This window comes from Stenotrophomonas pictorum JCM 9942, from assembly GCF_001431585.1.
Taxonomy (GTDB): domain Bacteria; phylum Pseudomonadota; class Gammaproteobacteria; order Xanthomonadales; family Xanthomonadaceae; genus Stenotrophomonas; species Stenotrophomonas pictorum.
Window position 1 is genome coordinate 50,508 of sequence record NZ_LLXS01000038.1, and the last position, 16,994, is coordinate 67,501.

The 16,994-nt window shown below is 63.6% G+C and carries 18 protein-coding genes; 17 read left to right on the forward strand and 1 reads right to left on the reverse strand.

From position 1 onward, the window contains the following. The first annotated feature begins 47 nt into the window (after positions 1 to 47). Complete coding sequence (gene maiA, locus ARC78_RS11705) at positions 48 to 704, forward strand: maleylacetoacetate isomerase (protein ID WP_057506376.1); 657 nt, start codon at positions 48 to 50, stop codon at positions 702 to 704. A gap of 83 nt (positions 705 to 787) precedes the next feature. Here maiA and ARC78_RS11710 read toward each other — a convergent pair whose 3' ends face one another. After that, on the reverse strand, positions 788 to 1,921 hold the full coding sequence (locus tag ARC78_RS11710) for a PilT/PilU family type 4a pilus ATPase (RefSeq protein WP_054659925.1): 1,134 nt from the start codon (positions 1,919 to 1,921) through the stop codon (positions 788 to 790). A 98-nt stretch (positions 1,922 to 2,019) separates the two neighbouring features. Here ARC78_RS11710 and ARC78_RS11715 point away from each other — a divergent pair, with 98 nt between their 5' ends. The 16 genes from ARC78_RS11715 to ARC78_RS11790 all read left to right on the forward strand — a co-directional run bounded on the left by ARC78_RS11715 (position 2,020) and on the right by ARC78_RS11790 (position 16,967). Continuing rightward, on the forward strand, positions 2,020 to 2,406 hold the full coding sequence (locus ARC78_RS11715) for a DUF4398 domain-containing protein (RefSeq protein ID WP_057506367.1): 387 nt from the start codon (positions 2,020 to 2,022) through the stop codon (positions 2,404 to 2,406). Then, positions 2,406 to 3,287, forward strand: coding sequence for an OmpA family protein (locus tag ARC78_RS11720; RefSeq protein WP_057506368.1), 882 nt, complete (start codon positions 2,406 to 2,408; stop codon positions 3,285 to 3,287). Before ARC78_RS11715 ends, ARC78_RS11720 begins: the two co-directional genes overlap by 1 nt. A 328-nt stretch (positions 3,288 to 3,615) precedes the next feature. Next, a complete protein-coding gene (locus ARC78_RS11725; protein WP_054658314.1) occupies positions 3,616 to 3,834 on the forward strand; it encodes an HP1242/YdcH family protein in 219 nt (72 codons plus the stop codon). A gap of 176 nt (positions 3,835 to 4,010) precedes the next feature. After that, positions 4,011 to 5,381, forward strand: a complete 1,371-nt coding sequence (locus ARC78_RS11730) for a pyridoxal-phosphate dependent enzyme (RefSeq protein ID WP_054658316.1) — start codon at positions 4,011 to 4,013, stop codon at positions 5,379 to 5,381. 52 nt (positions 5,382 to 5,433) lie between these two features. Then, entirely contained in the window at positions 5,434 to 7,149 is a 1,716-nt protein-coding gene (locus ARC78_RS11735; RefSeq protein ID WP_054658319.1) for a GspE/PulE family protein, read from the forward strand. Next, the gene (locus ARC78_RS11740) at positions 7,142 to 8,353 is read left to right on the forward strand and encodes a type II secretion system F family protein (RefSeq protein WP_096144965.1); all 1,212 of its coding nucleotides are present in this window, start codon (positions 7,142 to 7,144) and stop codon (positions 8,351 to 8,353) included. The genes ARC78_RS11735 and ARC78_RS11740 overlap by 8 nt, the downstream gene beginning before the upstream one ends. Beyond that, positions 8,337 to 8,816, forward strand: coding sequence for a type II secretion system major pseudopilin GspG (gspG, locus tag ARC78_RS11745; RefSeq protein WP_241772734.1), 480 nt, complete (start codon positions 8,337 to 8,339; stop codon positions 8,814 to 8,816). The genes ARC78_RS11740 and gspG overlap by 17 nt, the downstream gene beginning before the upstream one ends. Beyond that, entirely contained in the window at positions 8,788 to 9,222 is a 435-nt protein-coding gene (locus ARC78_RS16375; RefSeq protein WP_089153143.1) for a prepilin-type N-terminal cleavage/methylation domain-containing protein, read from the forward strand. The genes gspG and ARC78_RS16375 overlap by 29 nt, the downstream gene beginning before the upstream one ends. Then, a complete protein-coding gene (locus ARC78_RS11755) occupies positions 9,209 to 9,631 on the forward strand; it encodes a PulJ/GspJ family protein (protein ID WP_054658332.1) in 423 nt (140 codons plus the stop codon). Before ARC78_RS16375 ends, ARC78_RS11755 begins: the two co-directional genes overlap by 14 nt. Further along, complete coding sequence (locus ARC78_RS11760; protein ID WP_083468430.1) at positions 9,628 to 10,230, forward strand: prepilin-type N-terminal cleavage/methylation domain-containing protein; 603 nt, start codon at positions 9,628 to 9,630, stop codon at positions 10,228 to 10,230. Before ARC78_RS11755 ends, ARC78_RS11760 begins: the two co-directional genes overlap by 4 nt. Then, positions 10,220 to 11,287 (forward strand): type II secretion system minor pseudopilin, encoded by a 1,068-nt coding sequence (locus ARC78_RS11765; protein ID WP_054658336.1) that lies wholly within the window; start codon positions 10,220 to 10,222, stop codon positions 11,285 to 11,287. Before ARC78_RS11760 ends, ARC78_RS11765 begins: the two co-directional genes overlap by 11 nt. A 52-nt stretch (positions 11,288 to 11,339) precedes the next feature. Continuing rightward, positions 11,340 to 12,302 carry a hypothetical protein gene (locus ARC78_RS11770; RefSeq protein ID WP_054658338.1) on the forward strand — a complete coding sequence of 321 codons (963 nt, stop codon included), beginning with the start codon at positions 11,340 to 11,342 and terminating at the stop codon, positions 12,300 to 12,302. Beyond that, positions 12,295 to 12,951: a hypothetical protein gene (locus ARC78_RS11775; RefSeq protein WP_054658341.1), complete on the forward strand. Its 657-nt coding sequence runs from the start codon at positions 12,295 to 12,297 to the stop codon at positions 12,949 to 12,951. Before ARC78_RS11770 ends, ARC78_RS11775 begins: the two co-directional genes overlap by 8 nt. A gap of 8 nt (positions 12,952 to 12,959) precedes the next feature. Continuing rightward, positions 12,960 to 13,403 carry a hypothetical protein gene (locus tag ARC78_RS16645; RefSeq protein WP_145974337.1) on the forward strand — a complete coding sequence of 148 codons (444 nt, stop codon included), beginning with the start codon at positions 12,960 to 12,962 and terminating at the stop codon, positions 13,401 to 13,403. Between the two features lie 79 nt (positions 13,404 to 13,482). After that, positions 13,483 to 15,753 (forward strand): secretin N-terminal domain-containing protein, encoded by a 2,271-nt coding sequence (locus tag ARC78_RS11785; protein ID WP_057506371.1) that lies wholly within the window; start codon positions 13,483 to 13,485, stop codon positions 15,751 to 15,753. A gap of 254 nt (positions 15,754 to 16,007) precedes the next feature. Then, the gene (locus tag ARC78_RS11790) at positions 16,008 to 16,967 is read left to right on the forward strand and encodes a hypothetical protein (RefSeq protein WP_057506372.1); all 960 of its coding nucleotides are present in this window, start codon (positions 16,008 to 16,010) and stop codon (positions 16,965 to 16,967) included. Positions 16,968 to 16,994: the final 27 nt, after the last annotated feature.

The window sequence follows — 16,994 nt, forward strand, 5'->3', positions numbered from 1 at the left end:
CCGGCCGCCGGTGGCTATGGTTGAGGCATGAACATGGAGGCATGGACATGGATGGACAGCTGAAGCTCTACAGCTATTGGCGCTCGAGTGCGGCCTATCGCGTGCGCATCGCCCTGAATCTGAAAGGGCGGGACTACGCGATCGAGCCGGTGCACCTGGTGCGCGATGGCGGCCAGCAGCATTCGGACGACTATGCCGCGCTCAATCCGCAGGAACTGGTGCCGGCGCTGCGCCACGGCGAGCGTGTGCTGACCCAGTCGCTGGCGATCCTGGAGTATCTGGATGAGATCTGGCCCGAGCCGGCACTGCTGCCGGACGACTCGGCCGGTCGCGCGCGGGTGCGGGCGCTGGCGCAGCTGGTGGCCTGCGATATCCATCCGCTCAACAACCTGCGGGTGATGCAGTTCTTCGATCGCGAGTGGAACGTGCCGCAGGCCGAGCGCGACCTGTGGACCCTGCACTGGATGCGGACCGGCTTCCAGGCGCTGGAGGACATGCTGGTGGGATCGCAGGATACCGGCCGTTTCTGTCACGGCGACAGCCCGGGCATGGCCGACTGCTGTCTGGTGCCGCAGCTGTACAACGCCCGCCGGTTCCATCTGGATCTGGCGCCGTATCCGACCCTGGTCCGGATCGAGCAGGCCTGTCTGGGGCTGCCGGCGTTTGACCGTGCCCGCCCGGAGAACCAGCCCGACGCGGCGTGATTGCCGCGGCCGCCCCGGTCCCGCGTCCAGCAATGTAAAAAGCCCCGCATCTGCGGGGCTTTTTCGTGGTCGGCCGTCCGGGTTCAGAAGCCGTGGGTGATGGCCGGTGCGGTGGCGGGAGCGGAGAAATCCGCATACGGGTCGAGCTCGCCGCTGCCGCCCTCGGACAGGCGGAACTTCAACGCCAGCCCGTCGCGCGAGTCGGCCGCACGCAGCGCTTCCTCCTGCTCGATGATGCCGTCCTTGGCCATCCGGAACAGGCACTGGTCAAAGCTCTGCATGCCTTCTTCCAGCGACTCCTCCATCGCCTGCTTGATCGCGTGCACCTCGCCGCGGCGCAGCAGGTCGCGGATCATCGGGGTGTTGATCAGCACCTCGGTGGCCGGCCGGCGGCGCCCATCCTTGCCTTTGACCAGACGCTGCGAAACCACCGCGCGCAGGTTCAGCGACAGGTTCATCAGCACGTTCTTGTGTGCGGTTTCCGGGAAGAAGTTGAGGATGCGCTCGATCGTCTGGTCGGCGTTGTTGGAGTGCAGCGTGGCCAGGCACAGGTGGCCGGTCTCGGCAAAAGCGATGGCCGCCTCCATGGTCTCGGCGTCGAGGATCTCGCCGATCAGGATCACGTCCGGCGCCTCGCGCATCGCGTTCTTCAGCGCGTTGTGGAAGGCATGGGTGTCCAGGCCGACTTCGCGCTGGTTGACGATGGACATCTTGTGCTTGTGCAGGAACTCGATCGGGTCCTCGATGGTGAGGATGTGCCCGGTCGAGGTGCTGTTGCGGTGGTCGATCATCGAGGCCAGCGAGGTGGACTTGCCCGAGCCGGTCGAGCCGACCACCAGCACCAGCCCGCGCGGGGTCATGATCACGTCCTTGAGCACCTGCGGCAGGTGCAGCTCCTCGATGCTGGGGATCTTGCTCTTGATCGCACGGATCACCATACCCACTTCGCCGCGCTGCTTGAACACGTTGACGCGGAAACGGCCGGCATCAGCCAGCGCGATGGCCATATTGAGCTCCAGGTCACGCTCAAATTGCGGTACCTGGCCCTCATCCATCAGCGAATAGGCGATTTTCTTGACCATGCCCGGTGGCAGGCCGGTATTGCCCAGTGGATAAAGCTTGCCTTCAATCTTGATATAGACCGGCGCCCCGGTGGTCAAAAACATGTCCGAAGCGTTCTTTTCGGTCATCAGCTTCAGGAAATAGCCGATATCCATGCGCAATGTTTCCCCAACAAACGGCGGCGTGCCGTTGCAAGCACGCCGCAGGCTTGACGACAATGGCCGCGCACAATCCCTCAGGCAACGGCTCCCCAATGAAACCTAGCTTCGCACAATTACGACGTTTCCTGTATGCAGTGGTTTGCAGTTTGGCCTTGTCCAGCGGTGCTTTCGCGCAGGATCCGGGCGCGGCCGAACTGCTGGCCGCACAGCAGGCGGTGGAGCGTGCCGACCGCGCCGATGCCGACCAGTACGCCGCGGACACGATGGCCATGGCCCGCCAGCAACTGGAACAGGCGCAGCGTGCCGCCGGCGACCGTCGCGAGCGCAAGCAGGTCCCGGTCCTGGCGCTGCGGGCGGCGGCCGATGCCGATTTGGCCCGTGCCCTGAGCGAGGAGGCGGTGGCACAGGCCCAGCTGGCCCAGCGCCGTGCCGAGGTGCAGCAGTTGCAACAGCAGTTGGCGACCGGGGAGGGGCACTGATGGGTATCAGGAACATGCTGGTTGCCGGGCTGCTCGCCCTGCCGTTGGCTGCCATGGCCGCCGAGGATCCGGCAGTGGCGCTGTTGAACCAGCGGCTGGTGGCGCTGCAGGCCGATATGCGTACTGCCGATGTCGCGCCATTCGAGAAGCTGCAGGCGCAGCAGGCCATCGCCGCGCTGGCCAAGGCCAAGCGCAGGGAGCTGGATACGGCCCGGTACCTGGCCGAGCGCCGGGTCGCCATCGCCGAGGCCAGCGCCCGGGCGGCGGTGGCGAGGCGCGAGGTGGATCAGCTCGAGCGCACCCGTGCCGAATTGCTGATTGAAGCCAGCCGTCGGGAAGCGGCCCGTGCCCGTCAGGAGGCCGAGCGCCTGCGCGTCCAGGCGCAGATCCAGGCCGAAGAGGCCGAGCGTATGCGGCTGGCGGCCGAAGCCGAGACGCTGGCCCGCCAGGATGCCGAAACCGCGTTGACCAGTGTGGCCGGCAAACAGGCCGCGCGGCTGACGGCCGCCCAGCAGAACGCGGCCAAGCTGGCCCGCGAGGAGGCCGAACTGGTTTCCGGGCAACGCCTGCCCGGCTCGAAGTTCGACAGTCGCGGGGAAGTATTCACCCTGGCCGGCGATGCCTTTGCCGCAGGGCAGGCGGCGCTGTCGGCCGGCGCGCGCAACCAGGCCAAGGCCTTGGCCGAGTACCTGAACATCGGCAAGAAGGGCCGGGTGGTGATCGAGGGCTACGACAGTGCCAATGGCGTCGGCCAGCGGCGTGCGCAGGCGCTGAAGGATGCGCTGGTGGCGGGTGGGGTTGCGGCCAACCGTATCCAGGTGGCCGGCAAGAAAGCCGCTTCGACCCGGGCGCGTTCGGTGGAGGTGATCGTGGCGCCCTGAGCCGGGTAACTGGCTGAGATTGTTATGTTTTGGTTTGTTTTCCGTGGCTGACTGCGCCGTGTTCCAGACATTTATCCGGCAGTTGCCAATAGCGCTTGCCGGAACCTTTTCGCAGGCGTAGGGTCAATCGTCCGGGCGGTACTTTCGCCGTCCGGACAGCGGAGGGCCGAGCCGATGCAACAGGGGCGCGAACCAGTACCGGGCAACCGCCGGCACGATAGCCGGGGGCTGACGGGTGGTTCCCTCCAGGTGCGTCTTGGCACTCCAATCCCGCAACGCCCCGTGCCGTCAGGCCGGGGCGTTTGTGTATCTGCTGAAGGAGGTAGTCATGTTTGAAGGGCAGCCGCAGAGCAAAATCGATGCGTTGATGAAAGCCGATCCCGAGTTCAAGCAGCTCTACCAGCAACACAAGAAGTTGAACAAGAAGTGCATGGATGCCGGGCTGGGTGTGCTTCCCATCGACGATGTCACGTTGGGCCAGATGAAGCGGGAAAAACTGCTGGCCAAGCAGAAGCTCCTGCGGATCTATGAAAGTGCGTTGAACTGAACCTTCCCCCGCAATACCGCTTCTGTCGCGGGCGATGGCGGCCTACTCGTCAACCGCTGTCGTCCGCGTCACTCCGCCGGGAATGATGCAAGCACCGTCCGTTGCCTGACTTTCCGGCACATCCATCGGATAATCGATGGTCCGGCCGCAGTTGCGGCGCGATGCGAAACCCTCCGATGCCCATCCATTCCTCCGTCCTCGAACTCATTGGCAACACGCCCATCATCAAGGCCCAGCGGCTGGATGCGGGCGTCTGCGAGCTGTACCTGAAGCTGGAGAGTTCCAACCCGGGCGGGTCGATCAAGGATCGCATCGGTCTGTCGATGATCGAGGCCGCCGAGAAACGTGGTGATCTCAAGCCCGGTGCGACACTGGTCGAGGGCACCGCCGGCAACACCGGCCTGGGCCTGGCGCTGGTCGCCCAGCAGAAGGGCTACAAGCTGATCCTGGTCGTTCCGGACAAGATGAGCCGGGAGAAGATCTTCAACCTGAAGGCGATGGGCGCCGAGGTGGTGCTGACCCGTTCGGACGTGGCCAAAGGCCATCCGGAGTACTACCAGGACCTGGCCAAGACCGTGGCCGAGCAGACCCCGGGCGCCTACTTCATCAACCAGTTCGGCAACCCGGACAACCCGGCCGCGCACGAGTTCGGTACCGGCCCGGAAATCATCGCGCAGATGGGCGGCGAGCTGGATGCGATCGTGTTCGGCTGCGGCAGCTCCGGCACCATGACCGGCCTGTCGCGCGCCTTTGCCAAGCTCTCGCCCAAGACCGAGCTGGTGCTGGCCGACCCGGTCGGCTCGATCCTGACCCAGTACATCAACGAAGGCACGCTGAGCGAGAAATCCGGCAGCTGGCTGGTGGAAGGCATCGGTGAGGATTTCCTGCCGGACATCGCCGATTTCAGCCGGGTCAAGAAGGCGTACTCGATCAGCGATGCGGAAAGCTTCCACACCGCGCGCGAGCTGCTGGGCAAGGAGGGCATCCTCGGTGGCTCCTCCACCGGCACCCTGCTGGCGGCCGCGCTGAAGTACTGCCGCGAGCAGACCGTGCCCAAGAAGGTACTGGTGCTGGTATGCGATACCGGCAACAAGTATCTGTCCAAGATGTACAACGACTACTGGATGCTGGACAACGGCTTCCTGCAGCGCCCGCAGCACGGCGACCTGCGTGACCTCATCCTGCGCCCGTACAGCCAGCGCGACACCGTGGTGGTGGGCCCGAAGGACCTGCTGACCACCGCCTACCAGCGCATGAAGCTGTATGACGTGTCGCAGCTGCCGGTGATGGAAGGCAACCAGCTGGTTGGCATCATCGACGAGAGCGACGTGCTGCTGCACGTGTACGGCGACGAAGTCCGGTTCCGTGATCCGGTGTCGGTGGCGATGGTCAGCAAGCTGGACCGGCTGGACGTCAACTCGCCGATCGAGGCGCTGCTGCCGGTGTTCGACCGCGGCCAGGTGGCGATCATTACCGACGGCGAGGTGTTTCTCGGTCTGATCACCCGCATCGACCTGCTGAACTACCTGCGTCGCCGGGTTCAGTAAAAAGTGAACTGGGGTGTCAGCGTGTTCGGATCTTCGAATATTTGAGGCGGAAATGCAGAACAGCATGCATGCGGACTACACACCGGTGACGCAACATCGCCTACTGGGTGAGCTGCTGGTGGAACGTCAACTAGTCTCTACAGGGGATGTGCAGAAGGCGCTCTCATTCCAGGCGCAGTTCGGCGGCAGGATCGGTAGCGTTCTGGTAAGACTTGGAGCGTTGTCGGAAGACAGCCTGGTGCCGGTGCTTTCCGAGCAATTGGATATTCCGATGCTTGCCGGTGACGAGTGGCCGGCCGGTGGTGAAGGCGTGCGCTCGACACTGTCTGATGCAGGCTGCAGTTTGGACTGGTGGCTGGACAACGGTATTGTTGCTTGGCAGGTCGAGGAGAAGGGGGTTCTTGCTGTGGCGCGTGACCCTCTTGATCCTTCAGTGAACGAAGCCCTGGACAAGGCATTCGGGCAAACATGGGCTTGGCGTCTGGCCAGATCCCAGGAAACGGAAAGGCTTATCGATATGGTCGGCAATTCCCGCTCACGTGGGGATATGGGTCTGGATGATGACGTGAGCCACCTTCGTGAACTCGCGGAGGAGGCGCCTGTCATAGAGCTGGTCAACAATATCCTTGCCCAAGCGATGGATCAGCGTGCCTCTGACATCCATATCGAGCCAGAGGAAGCGGTATTCAATGTTCGCATGCGTACGGATGGGATACTCCATACACGCATGGTGCTTCCGGCGAGTCGTTATCCGGCGGTCGCTTCCCGAGTGAAGCTGATTTCAGGAATGGATATCGCAGAACGTCGTCTGCCACAGGACGGGCGTCTGAGTGTCCGCGTGAGCGGGCAGGAAGTGGATGTGCGTGCTTCGGCGGTTCCTGCTGTTCATGGAGAGTCGATCGTGTTGCGCCTGTTGCCCAAGGAAAGGAAGGATCTGAGCCTTGAGGGGCTGGGTTTTTCTCCGCCTGATCTGGCGCTGTTCCGGACTTGGGTTGCGGAGCCCCATGGCGTCATTCTGGTAACCGGCCCCACCGGCTCGGGAAAATCGACGACGCTCTACGCCACGCTGGAGGAAATGAACCAGCGCGATCGCAAGATCATCACTGTCGAAGATCCGGTGGAATACGAGGTGGATGGCGTTACCCAGATACAGGCCAACTCGGACATCGGGTACACCTTTGCACGCGCGTTGCGCGCCATCCTTCGCCAAGACCCTGACGTCATCATGATTGGTGAAATCCGCGATTTGGAAACGGCTGAAATCGCGGTCCAGTCATCGCTCACCGGCCACCTGGTACTTTCCACTCTGCACACCAACGACGCAGTGAGTGCGTTCACCCGTCTGGTCGATATGGGCGTGGAGCCATTTCTTATCGCCACCAGCGTGCGCGCTGTGCAGGCGCAGCGATTGGTGCGTCGCTTATGCCCGCACTGCTGTCGGCCGACGGTGGTGCTGCCGGTGTTTGAACAGATGGCCGGTTCCCTTGTCGATGAGGGCAGCGAGGCAAACTGGAAAGAGGCGGTTGGCTGTCCGCGCTGTCAGGGCACCGGATATCGCGGCCGTCTGGGTATCTATGAGCTGGTGGATGTGACGCCTGAGCTGCAGGAGTTGGTCATTGCAGGCGCGACCGCTGAGAAGATGCGCGGTCTTGTCAATGCCCAAGGTGGCAGAACCCTGCGCGACGATGGCCTGCTCAAGGCGCGCGCGGGGCTGACGACCGTGGAAGAAGTAGTGCGTGTCACCGGCGGCATGACTGCCGATGAGTGACATGTCGCAATATCGCTACGAAGCGCTGGACCGCAGTGGCAACACGCTGACTGGCGCCTTGGATGCTTCTTCCGAAGCGGATGCGGCGCGGCGCCTTGCAGCGATGGGCTTGACGCCCTATACGTTGAAGGAAATAAAGAGCGGGCGTTCGTTTTCCAGCCGGCGCAAGGTCGCTTCCATGCGTGAACTGCAACTGGTGCTGCAGGAATTCACCGCGTTGCTGGAAGCCGGGGTTGGACTGGTGACTTGTCTCTCGTCCTTGGCCAAGTCCAGCCACCATCCCTCTTTGACCGGCGCTTTCGCTTCGATGGAAAAAGCTGTGCGGCGCGGCGAAAGCTTCAGTGTCGCGCTGCGCGAGTCCAAACTGCCGATCCCCGAGTACATGCACCAGTTGATGCAGGCTGGCGAAGCGACCGGTCGCATGGCCGAATCGATGCGCGGAGGCGTTCGCCAGTTCGAATATGACCAGCGGGTCCGTCAGGAAATGGCCGGTGCGATGATTTATCCGGCAGTGCTGATGCTGTCCGGCGTGGGTGCGGTCGGCATCATTTTCATGTGGGTTGTGCCCCGCTTTGGCGGCCTGTTGACCCAGCATGGAGAGAGCATGCCTGCACTTTCCCGTTGGGTCATCAGTACCGGTGTGTGGCTCAGTTCGCATGCCTGGTGGGTTGCCGGTGCCATTATCACCGTTGCCGCAGCGCTTCGAGCGCTGTACAGCCTTCCGGGTGTCAGGGAAAAGCTGGCGGAAAGCCTTGTCAGGTTGCCGGTTATCGGCGAATGGGTGCTGGAAGCGGAAGTCGGCCGCTGGGCCAGCACTCTGGCGGCGCTGTTGGAAGGCAAGGTCGAGCTGGTACGGGCGCTGGGGTTGTCGGCGGCTGCGGTACGCTTCGGCTTTCTGCGCAACCGGCTTTCAGCCGTGGTCAAGGGTGTCAAGGGCGGCATGACGCTGTCGGCGGCGTTGCGCGAGCATCGCGCACTCAATCCCACTGGTTATGATCTTGTGGCAGTGGGTGAGGCCAGTGGCGAATTACCCAAGCTGCTATCGGCTCTGGCCGGGCTGTATGAGGTTACCGGGCGAGACCGCATCAAGCGCATCCTTCAGCTGGTCGAGCCGTTGGCAATTATTCTTATTGGCGTGGTGGTTGGTGTGATCATGACGGCGATCATTCTTGCGATCACGAGCGTAAATGATGTCCCTCTATAGAAATTCGGAGAAGAAGATGAAGGTGCGCGGATATCGACGCATGCGTGGTTTTACCTTGTTGGAAATGCTGGTGGTTCTGGTGATTATCGGGCTTATCGCGAGTCTGGTCGGGCCGCGCTTGTTCAGCCGGGTGGACAGCTCGAAGGTGCAGGTTGCTGAAACCCAGACCCGCCTCCTGCGTGGAGCTATCGAGACTTACCGCCTGGAAGTGGGGCGTCTGCCAACCGCCGAGGAAGGGCTGGCCGTGCTCTCTACTGCGCCGGCGGATGATCGTTCCCGAGCGCGCTGGCGCGGTCCTTACCTGGATGAAAAGGTTCCTGCCGACCCTTGGGGAAATCCTTACCAATATGCCATCCCGGGGCGCGACGGAATGCCGTTTGCGATTTACTCCTTTGGAGCCGATGGCAAGGCCGGTGGCGAAGGCAATGACGCAGATGTCGGCTTCCTGCCGCAGGGCCAGTGATATTCCGGCCGGGCGGTCGACTTCAGGCAGAGGCTTTTCGTTGCTGGAGTTGCTGGTCGTCCTTGCGTTGATTTCGTTCATGACTGCCCTGGTGGCCCCACGCCTGAAAAACACGGTCGATGCCATCAGTCGCAGTGGTGAGCGTGCCGATGCGGTAAGGCAGCTGGAGCGCTTGCCGTTACTGGCGCGGCTGTATGGCACACCTATCACGCTCGACAAAGGGCAGGCGCTGAGCATGCACGGTCTTGAGCTGCCACAAGGCTGGAGCGTTCGCGCGGTAGACGGGCTGCAAGTTGCTGCCAACGGCTACTGCATCCCGGCGCTACTGGATGTCACCACTCCGGAGGGGGATGACCGCTGGATGCTGGGCACCCCCGATTGCAGGATTTCTGATGCACCGCCCTGAGTGGTCCCGAGGTTTCTCTCTTTTGGAAGCGATCGTCGCGCTGGCGATCGTCGCCACCGCGGGTTTGGCCCTGTTCGCCGCGATGAACCAGTCCATCCAGATGGCGTTGAGGGCCGAGAACGCGCGCAAGAGCGACACCGCCATGCGTAATGCCCTAGCGTGGATGGAGGTTGTGAATCCCGGGCAGACGCCCAGTGGTGAAAAGCGTCTGGGCGGCATGGTGATGGAGTGGAAATCCGAGCCTGTCGAGCCGCCGCGTGACGCGATGACCGGTTATATGCAGGCCGGCCTCTATCAGATCGGCCTGTACGACATGACCGTGGATGTCCGCGGCGAGGAAGGTGTCTCGGCCTCCTTCCATTTGCGCAAGGTGGGATATAGGCAGGTCCGGGAGCCGGCGCAGCTATGAGGTTGCTGGCAAAAATCCGTCCGGCCACGCGTCAGCAAGGCTTCACCCTGCTCGAAGCAATCGTCACGCTGGTGATCGTATCGATGCTGGTCACCGTCCTGATGCAGGCGCTGGGGCAGGCCATGAGCCTGCGTACGCGCCTGTTGCGTTTTGAAGGTGAAAATCGCGTCGCCGGATTGCAGGAAGCCTGGTTCCGGGAAACGGTGGCGGGTCTCCAGCGCGATCTGGAGGAACAGGGCGAGGGGACGCTGGGTACCCGTGATTTGATGCAATATTCGACACCCTCTCCATTGGCCGCACAGGGCTTTTCCGGCGTGCGCTGGTGGCTGGATGGGGGGCGACTGCACTATGCCGATACCCGGGTAACCGACGTCGTGGTCATCGAGGGGCCGCTGAGTGACGCGGCCTTCTCCTACTTGGACGAAACCGGCAACTGGGTGGACGAGTGGAAATGGAAAGACCACAAATTCCCACCGAAGATGATCCGTTTTACCGCCCGTACCGGCCGCGGCACGCTCGATTGGCTGGTTCCGATCATGGCCGACGGGCTGGATCCTGAAAAATTGAAACTGGACGAGGTCGGCAGCAGTGGCATTTGACCGTTCACCCGGGAGGCCTCGCCCGGAAGGTTTCATTCTGGCCGTCACCCTGTGGATTCTGGCCGGCATCACCATCGCTGTGGCGCTGATGACGTTGTGGGCTGTTTCCCAGGTGCAGGATGCGCAGGTCGCGCGCGCGCAGTTCGAGGACGAAGCCTCGCTGTATGAAACCCGCGACACCCTGCTGTATATCATCGCCACCCGGGAAAAGACCCTCGCCGGGCAGCCAACCCGCGCCCTGGGCGAGGACGAGTTGGCCTACCGCCGGCTCAGCGAATTTGGCGGACTCTCCCGCGATCCGGTGGGCGGCGAGCTGCAACTTGATGGGAGTCCTTATCAGGGGCTTGGCAGTGCCGCGTTTTCAATACAGGATGAAGCGGGGCTGTTTCCGATGGCGTGGCCGGGTCCGGAGGATCTGAACCGGTTCCTCCGCCTGTATGGCATCCCTTCCGAGCGCTGGCCCCGTCTGCGCGACACCCTGCTGGACTATATCGACCCGGATGACCTGAACCGCGTCAACGGCGCTGAAGCCCGCGACTACGAACGGGAACAGCGCAAGCCACCGCCCAACCGCCGCATGCTGGCGCCGGGCGAGTTGGCTATTGTGATGGGATGGGACAGTCTGCCGCCGGCGACGCTGGCCGCCATGATCGACCACATCACCCCGTACTACGCGGGAGGCATCAATCCCAACACCATGCCGGAGGAGCTGCTGCCGCTGCGTATTCCCGGCTGCCCTGAAACCTGCCGGCGTCTGGTCGAGCAACGGCGTCTGCGACCCTTTACCTCGACTTACGATCTGCAGGAGCGTCTGGCCATCCGGGTGCCGGGTGATGACGCGCTGGATTACCGGTATGTGGCCGACGACACTCTGCGTATCACGCTGTGGCGGCGTACGGGCGCGGCCTGGCGGATGCATGTAAGATTGACGCCCCTTGCGGACAAGCAAGGTCCTTGGTCGATTCTGGCCGCCTACCCAATTGCCCATCCCTCACATAATGAACCTGTGGAACAGACTGGCAGCCCTTTGTTTGCCGACAAGACGCCTGGTAAATGACGAACAGGGAGAAGTTTTGCGTGGCGGGCCGCTGGGGGGCCAGCAATGGATAGTGGGACGCGGCGAGTGCCAGTACCGGCGCGAGGATCTGCAGGCATTGCCTGCCCGTAAACGCCTGCAGGCCGGCAAGCTGGCCGAGGCGCGGCACAAACCTTCGCCCTCCGCACTCTCTTATGTGGCGTGGACGGGCGGCATCGCCCATTTCTGGTTCTGGATGGCGCCTGGCGAAAGCGATGCTGCTGGCGAGCGCCGCTGGATACCGGAAAGCCTGCTGCTGGCACCTCCTGCCGCCGATGGCGTGCGCCTGCTCAGGCTCGCCAAAGGGTACGAAGCGCAAAGCTGGCGCAATGGCATGCTGGTCAGCAGCCAGTGGTGGGAGCAACTGCCGACGGGCGAGGCATGGTTGCGGTTTGTCCGCTCCACCGGGCTGGATCCGGCTGCCCTGCAGGAAGTTCCTGAGCCCCTCTCATTGCCGTGGTCGTCCCGGCCGTGGGGCGAAATGGGTCGTGCGCAGCGCCTGATGGCCTTGTTCGACGAAAAAACGGCGTGGTTGCTGCTGTTTGCCGCACTCGCCGCAGGACTGGCATGGCAGGTCTCCGCGCTGCTGCGCTGGCAGCTGGCCAGTGACCAGTTGTCTGTCCGCGTGGAACGCCTGCGCACGGAAGTAGGTCCGCTGCTAGCCGCGCGGGAACGCGCCGAACAGGCCCAGGCCGACCTGGAACATCTGGCTGCACTGCGCACGCCCAATGACGACTATGTGCTGATGGCCGAGGTGGCCGCGCACCTGCCCGACGGCAGCACCTTGCGTACCTGGCGACGGGAGGCGGACAAACTGCAGGCCACCGTGCACAGCAGCGAAACCGATCCACGCGCCTTTGTCCTCGCCTTCGAAGGCGATGCCCGCCTGTCCGATGTCGCCGTGAGGCCCTTGCTCAATGGCGCCATGCAACTGGCGTTCGAGCTGCCTGCGGTATCGGAACTGGCCCCGGAGGCGAAGGAAGAAGGCCATGAGTAACCTCAACCGTCTGCAGCAGCTGCGCACCGAATGGCGCAACACCCCGCGACTGCGCTACGGCGGCATGGTGATCGCCGCCATCCTCGGCATGCAGGGGCTTTTCATGCTGTCCGACCAGGTGCACAAGTGCATGAGCGCCTATGCCGACGACATGGAAATGCTGACCCGGCTCGAAGGTGTGCGCAAGGAAACCTGGTGGCCGGAGCGTGCGGCCAAGACTGCCGAGCTGCTTCAATCGGTTACCGACCGGATTCCGGAAGTCACCGGCAAGGGCATGGCCCAGGCCGAGTCGCAGGCATGGCTCACCGCGCTGGGGGCCGAGCAGAAAATGAACGAGCCCAAGGTGAAGGTGGAAGATACCGTCGACGTGGAGGGCTACCCCGACATGTGGCAGGTGATCTCGCGGCTGGAGGGCAATTTGCCAGCCCATGGCCATGAGGCCTTCATGCGCGCGTTGGCCGAGGCCATGCCATGGACCCAGGTGGAACGGATCGAAGTCGGCGAGGGCGATACCCCGCGTGTCACCGTGACGTTCCGCAGCTACTACCGCAAAGCCGTGGCCGGTGCCGATACCGCGTCGCATCCGGCGTCCAGCCGGCAGGACAGCGCCACTCCTACCAATCCCGATGCGGCGGATCTGGCCCGATGAAATCCCACGTGCGTACCCTTGTCGTGATCCTGCTGGCCCTGGTCGTGGGCGGGCTTTCCAACTATTGGCTGGGTGCCGCGCCGGCTGCGGTGCAGCCGCTGCGGTTGCCTGCACAGGCATGGAGCGATGGCTGGAGTGGCGATACCGATCTGCTCGCTGTCAGCGCGCTCTGGCAGGAACGCGCGCCGTGGGGCGCTTTGCCGCCGCCCCCGGCGGAGGCGGCCCCGCCTCCGCCACCACCGCCAGTGCCGGTAGGCGTCTCCAAGGATGGTCGCAACTACACCGCCATCTTCCAGGTCAACGGTACCGGTGTGGTACGCCTGCGCGCAGGCGCACGCTTGCCGGAAGGCGGCCACGTGCTGCAGGTAAACGGTCGCCGGGTGGTCTGGCTCGATGCCGACGGCAAACGCCAGCAGCGCGAAATCTTCAATGAATTCCAAGGTGGACAATGATTCTTCCGCGCGCGGCACGGGCTCGAATCATTTGGACCAGCGCACTTTTGCGCATGTTTTGAACAGGATGAGTACCCGCATGATCAATCGGTCGCATGAGGCCCCGGCGCGCAACCGGCAGTCTGCCGCACGCGTTTTTCTGGGGGCCTTCCTGCTCAGTCTGCTGGCCGGTTGTGCCAGTACCGCTGTGAGGTTCCCCGAACCCCTGCGCCCGCCCAAGCAGGGGCAGGCCGGTTCCGAGGTGCTTGAAGGAGCGGAAGCGGCTACCCGCAAGCGGCCGCTGGTCGAAGAAGGCCCGGTGCTGGCGCCATCCCGTGGCACCACTTCAACGGCGGAGGCCACTCCGGCGCCCAGCCCGGTGCCGCAGGTCATCCCGCGCAAGCGCCAGGTGGCCCTCGTGCTGGAAGGTGTTTCCATCGAGTCCTTCATCAATGTCGTGTTCGGCATGGAGCTGGGCTTCGGCGTGCAGATCGACCAGTCCCTGCGTAATCGCCCGGAATTGCTCAGCCTGAGCCTCACCGAGCCGCAGTCTCCCGCCAAGGCTTACACCATCGCGCAGGAAGTGCTGGGCGCCTATGGGGTGAAGATCAACGAGCTGGGGGGCGTGTTGCGCTTCCAGCCCGTCAGCCAGGGGCAGGGGGGCGGTGACTTGCCTGCCTTGCTTGCCACCCGCTCTTTGCCGGATGTGCCGGCGGGCCAACGCACCGTGTTTGTGGCCATGCCGCTGGAGGTTTCCCAGCCCGGCGCGGTGGCTGGGCAGGTGCGCAGCCTGTTTGGTAGCCATCAGGTCAACTTCACCGAGTTGATCGAGGCCAATGCGCTGCTGATCAGCGGCCCGGGCGATGCCGTGCGTGCCGCCATGAGCGCGGTCATGGTGTTGGATGGCGGTGGTCTGATCGGCAAGCGCTCGCTGCGCATCAATCCGCTCTATGTGCCTGCCGACCTGCTGGCCCGCGATCTGCGCGAGGTGCTGGCCGGGCAGGGTATCGCGGTCAAGACTGGCCCGGGCAGCAACGGCGTGGTCTCGTTCGTGCCGGTGTCCTCGGCCAATGCCCTGCTGGTGTTCAGTGAATCGGAAACCGCGCTCAAGGCGGCGCAGGAGTGGGCCGATCGCCTCGACCAGCCCAGCGAGGACAGTGCCGGTGGTGGCATGTATCTGTACGCGGCACGGCATACCACGGTGGAGACGCTGTTGCCGGTGCTTCAGGCCTTGCTCGGCGGGGGTACGGGCGGCACGCCGCCGCGCACCGCTGCAGGTGCCGGGCCGGGCCAGCAGGCCGCATCCGGTGGCGAGATGGGTGCCTCGCGCAACGGCGGCAATACGGGCGCCGCGGGCGCAACCAGCATCAGCACCGCGGGCGGACAGGTGGCCATCGATCCCATCCGCAACGTCATCGTCTTCCAGGGCGAAGCACAGCGCTGGCGCGCCATCCAGGGCGTGCTGGCGCGGCTGGACCAGCCGGCCCGGCAGGTGGTCATCGAGGTCACCGTGGCCGAGGTCACCATGACCGATGAATTCAGCCACGGCATCGAATGGGCGCTGCGCAATGTCAGCGTCAACGGCATGTCCGGCCCGGTCACGGCCCTGCAGGGGCTGGCCGGTACCGGTGGTGGCGGGCTGGTCTGGCAGGGCGTGTCCTCGTCGGGGCAGGTCAAGGCGCTCCTCAACCTGTTCGCCAAGGACAGCCGTGTTTCCATCCTGTCCACGCCGCGCATTCTGGTGAAAAGTGGCGAGTCGGCCAGTATCGATGTCGGTACCGAAGTGCCGATCATCACCAGCCAGGCCACCGCGTCGGATCTGCCCAGTACCGGTGGCAACAGCTCCATCCTGCAGTCCGTGCAGTACCGCAAGACCGGTGTGCTGCTGGATATCGAGGCGGTGGTGCATTCCGGCCAGCGCGTGGACCTGAAGATCAGCCAGGAGGTCAGCGAGGCCACCCCCACCGACACCAGCGAGATCTCCTCGCCCAGTGTGTTCAGCCGCAAGCTCAACACCAGCCTGAGCCTGGCCGACGGTGAAAGCACCCTGCTCGGTGGGCTGATCTCCAGCACCCGCAGTGACGGCAAGACCAAGGTGCCGTTGCTGGGCGATATCCCGATCCTGGGCAAGGCCTTCCAGAGCGCCAAGCGCAGCGGTACCCGTACCGAGCTGCTGATGCTCATCACCCCGTATGTGGTGGAGGATGCCGCGCAGACCCGGGCCATCACCGACGCCATCCGCGCCCGCTTCGGTGCGGCCGAACGTCGGCGTGGCGGGGGCGGGCGCCCCGCGGGCGCAGAGGCGTTGCCGGAGGCAATTCCTGTGCCCGAGCCCGGTTCAGATTCGGCGGTTTCGCCCTCTGTTCCCTGAAGTGGAATACATTGCTCGCCCCGTATTTAAGACTATTGACGCTTGCTTAACGCCCACCTATAGTGCGGCGTTACTGGGGACTGCGCACTGTTTGGAGTATGCGCAGAACGGGGCCAAGGGGCGAATCAGGGGAATTCCCGGGGTTGCTTCTAGGTACCAAGTGCCGGCGCCGGCACGTGCATGCGAACGGCGCGTGGTGTCCAGTAACGCTGTTGTATACAAACAACAAACCTAAGCTTAGGAGTTTTACTTAAATGATGAACAAGAAGGTTCTCGTCGCCGCCATCGTGGGTGGCCTGTTTGCTGGCAACGCTGCCGCTGCCGATCTGTCGGCTGCAGGTGGTGCCGTCCCGGCGTACTTCGCCAAGGAAATCATTGCTACCCCGGCTGCCCCGGCTGAGTTGGGTACCAGTGCGGCTGGCGCCACGCTGGACTGGAAGATCGGCTACAACTTCTCCAACAACGAAGTGCGTTACGCCCGCGTCGAGTGCTCGGACAACATCGAATTCGATGCTGCTTCGACCGTGGAACTCAGCACCCCGGCGCACGGCAATATTGGTGCCATCAATGGTCTGGGTACCAACGTTCTGACCTTCTCGCTGACCTCGGTTGGCAGCGATCTGGTTGGTACCGACACCCTGACGCTGAAGGGTGACCACAGCGTCACCAGCACCGACAGCGACGTGAGCTGCACGGTTGCCCTGTATGACCTGCCGTCGCAGGCGCAGAACGGCGGCACTGCCGGCCTGATCCAGAACACCAGCTTCAGCGGCGCGTACCTGTCGTTCGCTCCGAGCTATGAGCTGGTCGTCACCCCGACCACCCATGTTGCCGACGTCGAATCCACCCCGACCTTCAGCAAGTTCGTTATCAATGGTCTGGTCACCCCGGCTGCTGGCGTGGCAAACATCGGTCACAACACCCTGGCTCTGCGTCTGCGTGACCCGGATGGTCCGGGCGGCAGCGTTGCGGCGACCCGTGGTAAAAATGGTGTTATTTTCACCAATCTGAATCAGATCCTGGGCGCTGGTACCAACCTGCTGGTTGATGGTGATTACAGTCTGGTCGCCACTGCAGGTGCTGATCCGTTTGATGCGGCAGCTCTTGCTCGCGTCAAGCTGAGCAACGGCGGTGTCCTGGGTGCCGGTGCCTCTGCCCTGACCGCAACCCGTGCAACCTTCAAGGGTAATCCCCCCGCAAAACCAGCGCAGTGAGAAGTAGAAGTTTTCGAAGGAAAATTT

Bases quoted from the DNA above. Each gene is read 5' to 3' on its own strand.
- maiA (WP_057506376.1), top strand. From the start codon at position 48: ATGGATGGACAGCTGAAGCTCTACAGCTATTGGCGCTCGAGTGCGGCC.
- ARC78_RS11710 (WP_054659925.1), bottom strand. From the start codon at position 1,921: ATGGATATCGGCTATTTCCTGAAGCTGATGACCGAAAAGAACGCTTCG.
- ARC78_RS11715 (WP_057506367.1), top strand. From the start codon at position 2,020: ATGAAACCTAGCTTCGCACAATTACGACGTTTCCTGTATGCAGTGGTT.
- ARC78_RS11720 (WP_057506368.1), top strand. From the start codon at position 2,406: ATGGGTATCAGGAACATGCTGGTTGCCGGGCTGCTCGCCCTGCCGTTG.
- ARC78_RS11725 (WP_054658314.1), top strand. From the start codon at position 3,616: ATGTTTGAAGGGCAGCCGCAGAGCAAAATCGATGCGTTGATGAAAGCC.
- ARC78_RS11730 (WP_054658316.1), top strand. From the start codon at position 4,011: ATGCCCATCCATTCCTCCGTCCTCGAACTCATTGGCAACACGCCCATC.
- ARC78_RS11735 (WP_054658319.1), top strand. From the start codon at position 5,434: ATGCAGAACAGCATGCATGCGGACTACACACCGGTGACGCAACATCGC.
- ARC78_RS11740 (WP_096144965.1), top strand. From the start codon at position 7,142: ATGAGTGACATGTCGCAATATCGCTACGAAGCGCTGGACCGCAGTGGC.
- gspG (WP_241772734.1), top strand. From the start codon at position 8,337: ATGATGTCCCTCTATAGAAATTCGGAGAAGAAGATGAAGGTGCGCGGA.
- ARC78_RS16375 (WP_089153143.1), top strand. From the start codon at position 8,788: ATGTCGGCTTCCTGCCGCAGGGCCAGTGATATTCCGGCCGGGCGGTCG.
- ARC78_RS11755 (WP_054658332.1), top strand. From the start codon at position 9,209: ATGCACCGCCCTGAGTGGTCCCGAGGTTTCTCTCTTTTGGAAGCGATC.
- ARC78_RS11760 (WP_083468430.1), top strand. From the start codon at position 9,628: ATGAGGTTGCTGGCAAAAATCCGTCCGGCCACGCGTCAGCAAGGCTTC.
- ARC78_RS11775 (WP_054658341.1), top strand. From the start codon at position 12,295: ATGAGTAACCTCAACCGTCTGCAGCAGCTGCGCACCGAATGGCGCAAC.
- ARC78_RS11785 (WP_057506371.1), top strand. From the start codon at position 13,483: ATGATCAATCGGTCGCATGAGGCCCCGGCGCGCAACCGGCAGTCTGCC.
- ARC78_RS11790 (WP_057506372.1), top strand. From the start codon at position 16,008: ATGATGAACAAGAAGGTTCTCGTCGCCGCCATCGTGGGTGGCCTGTTT.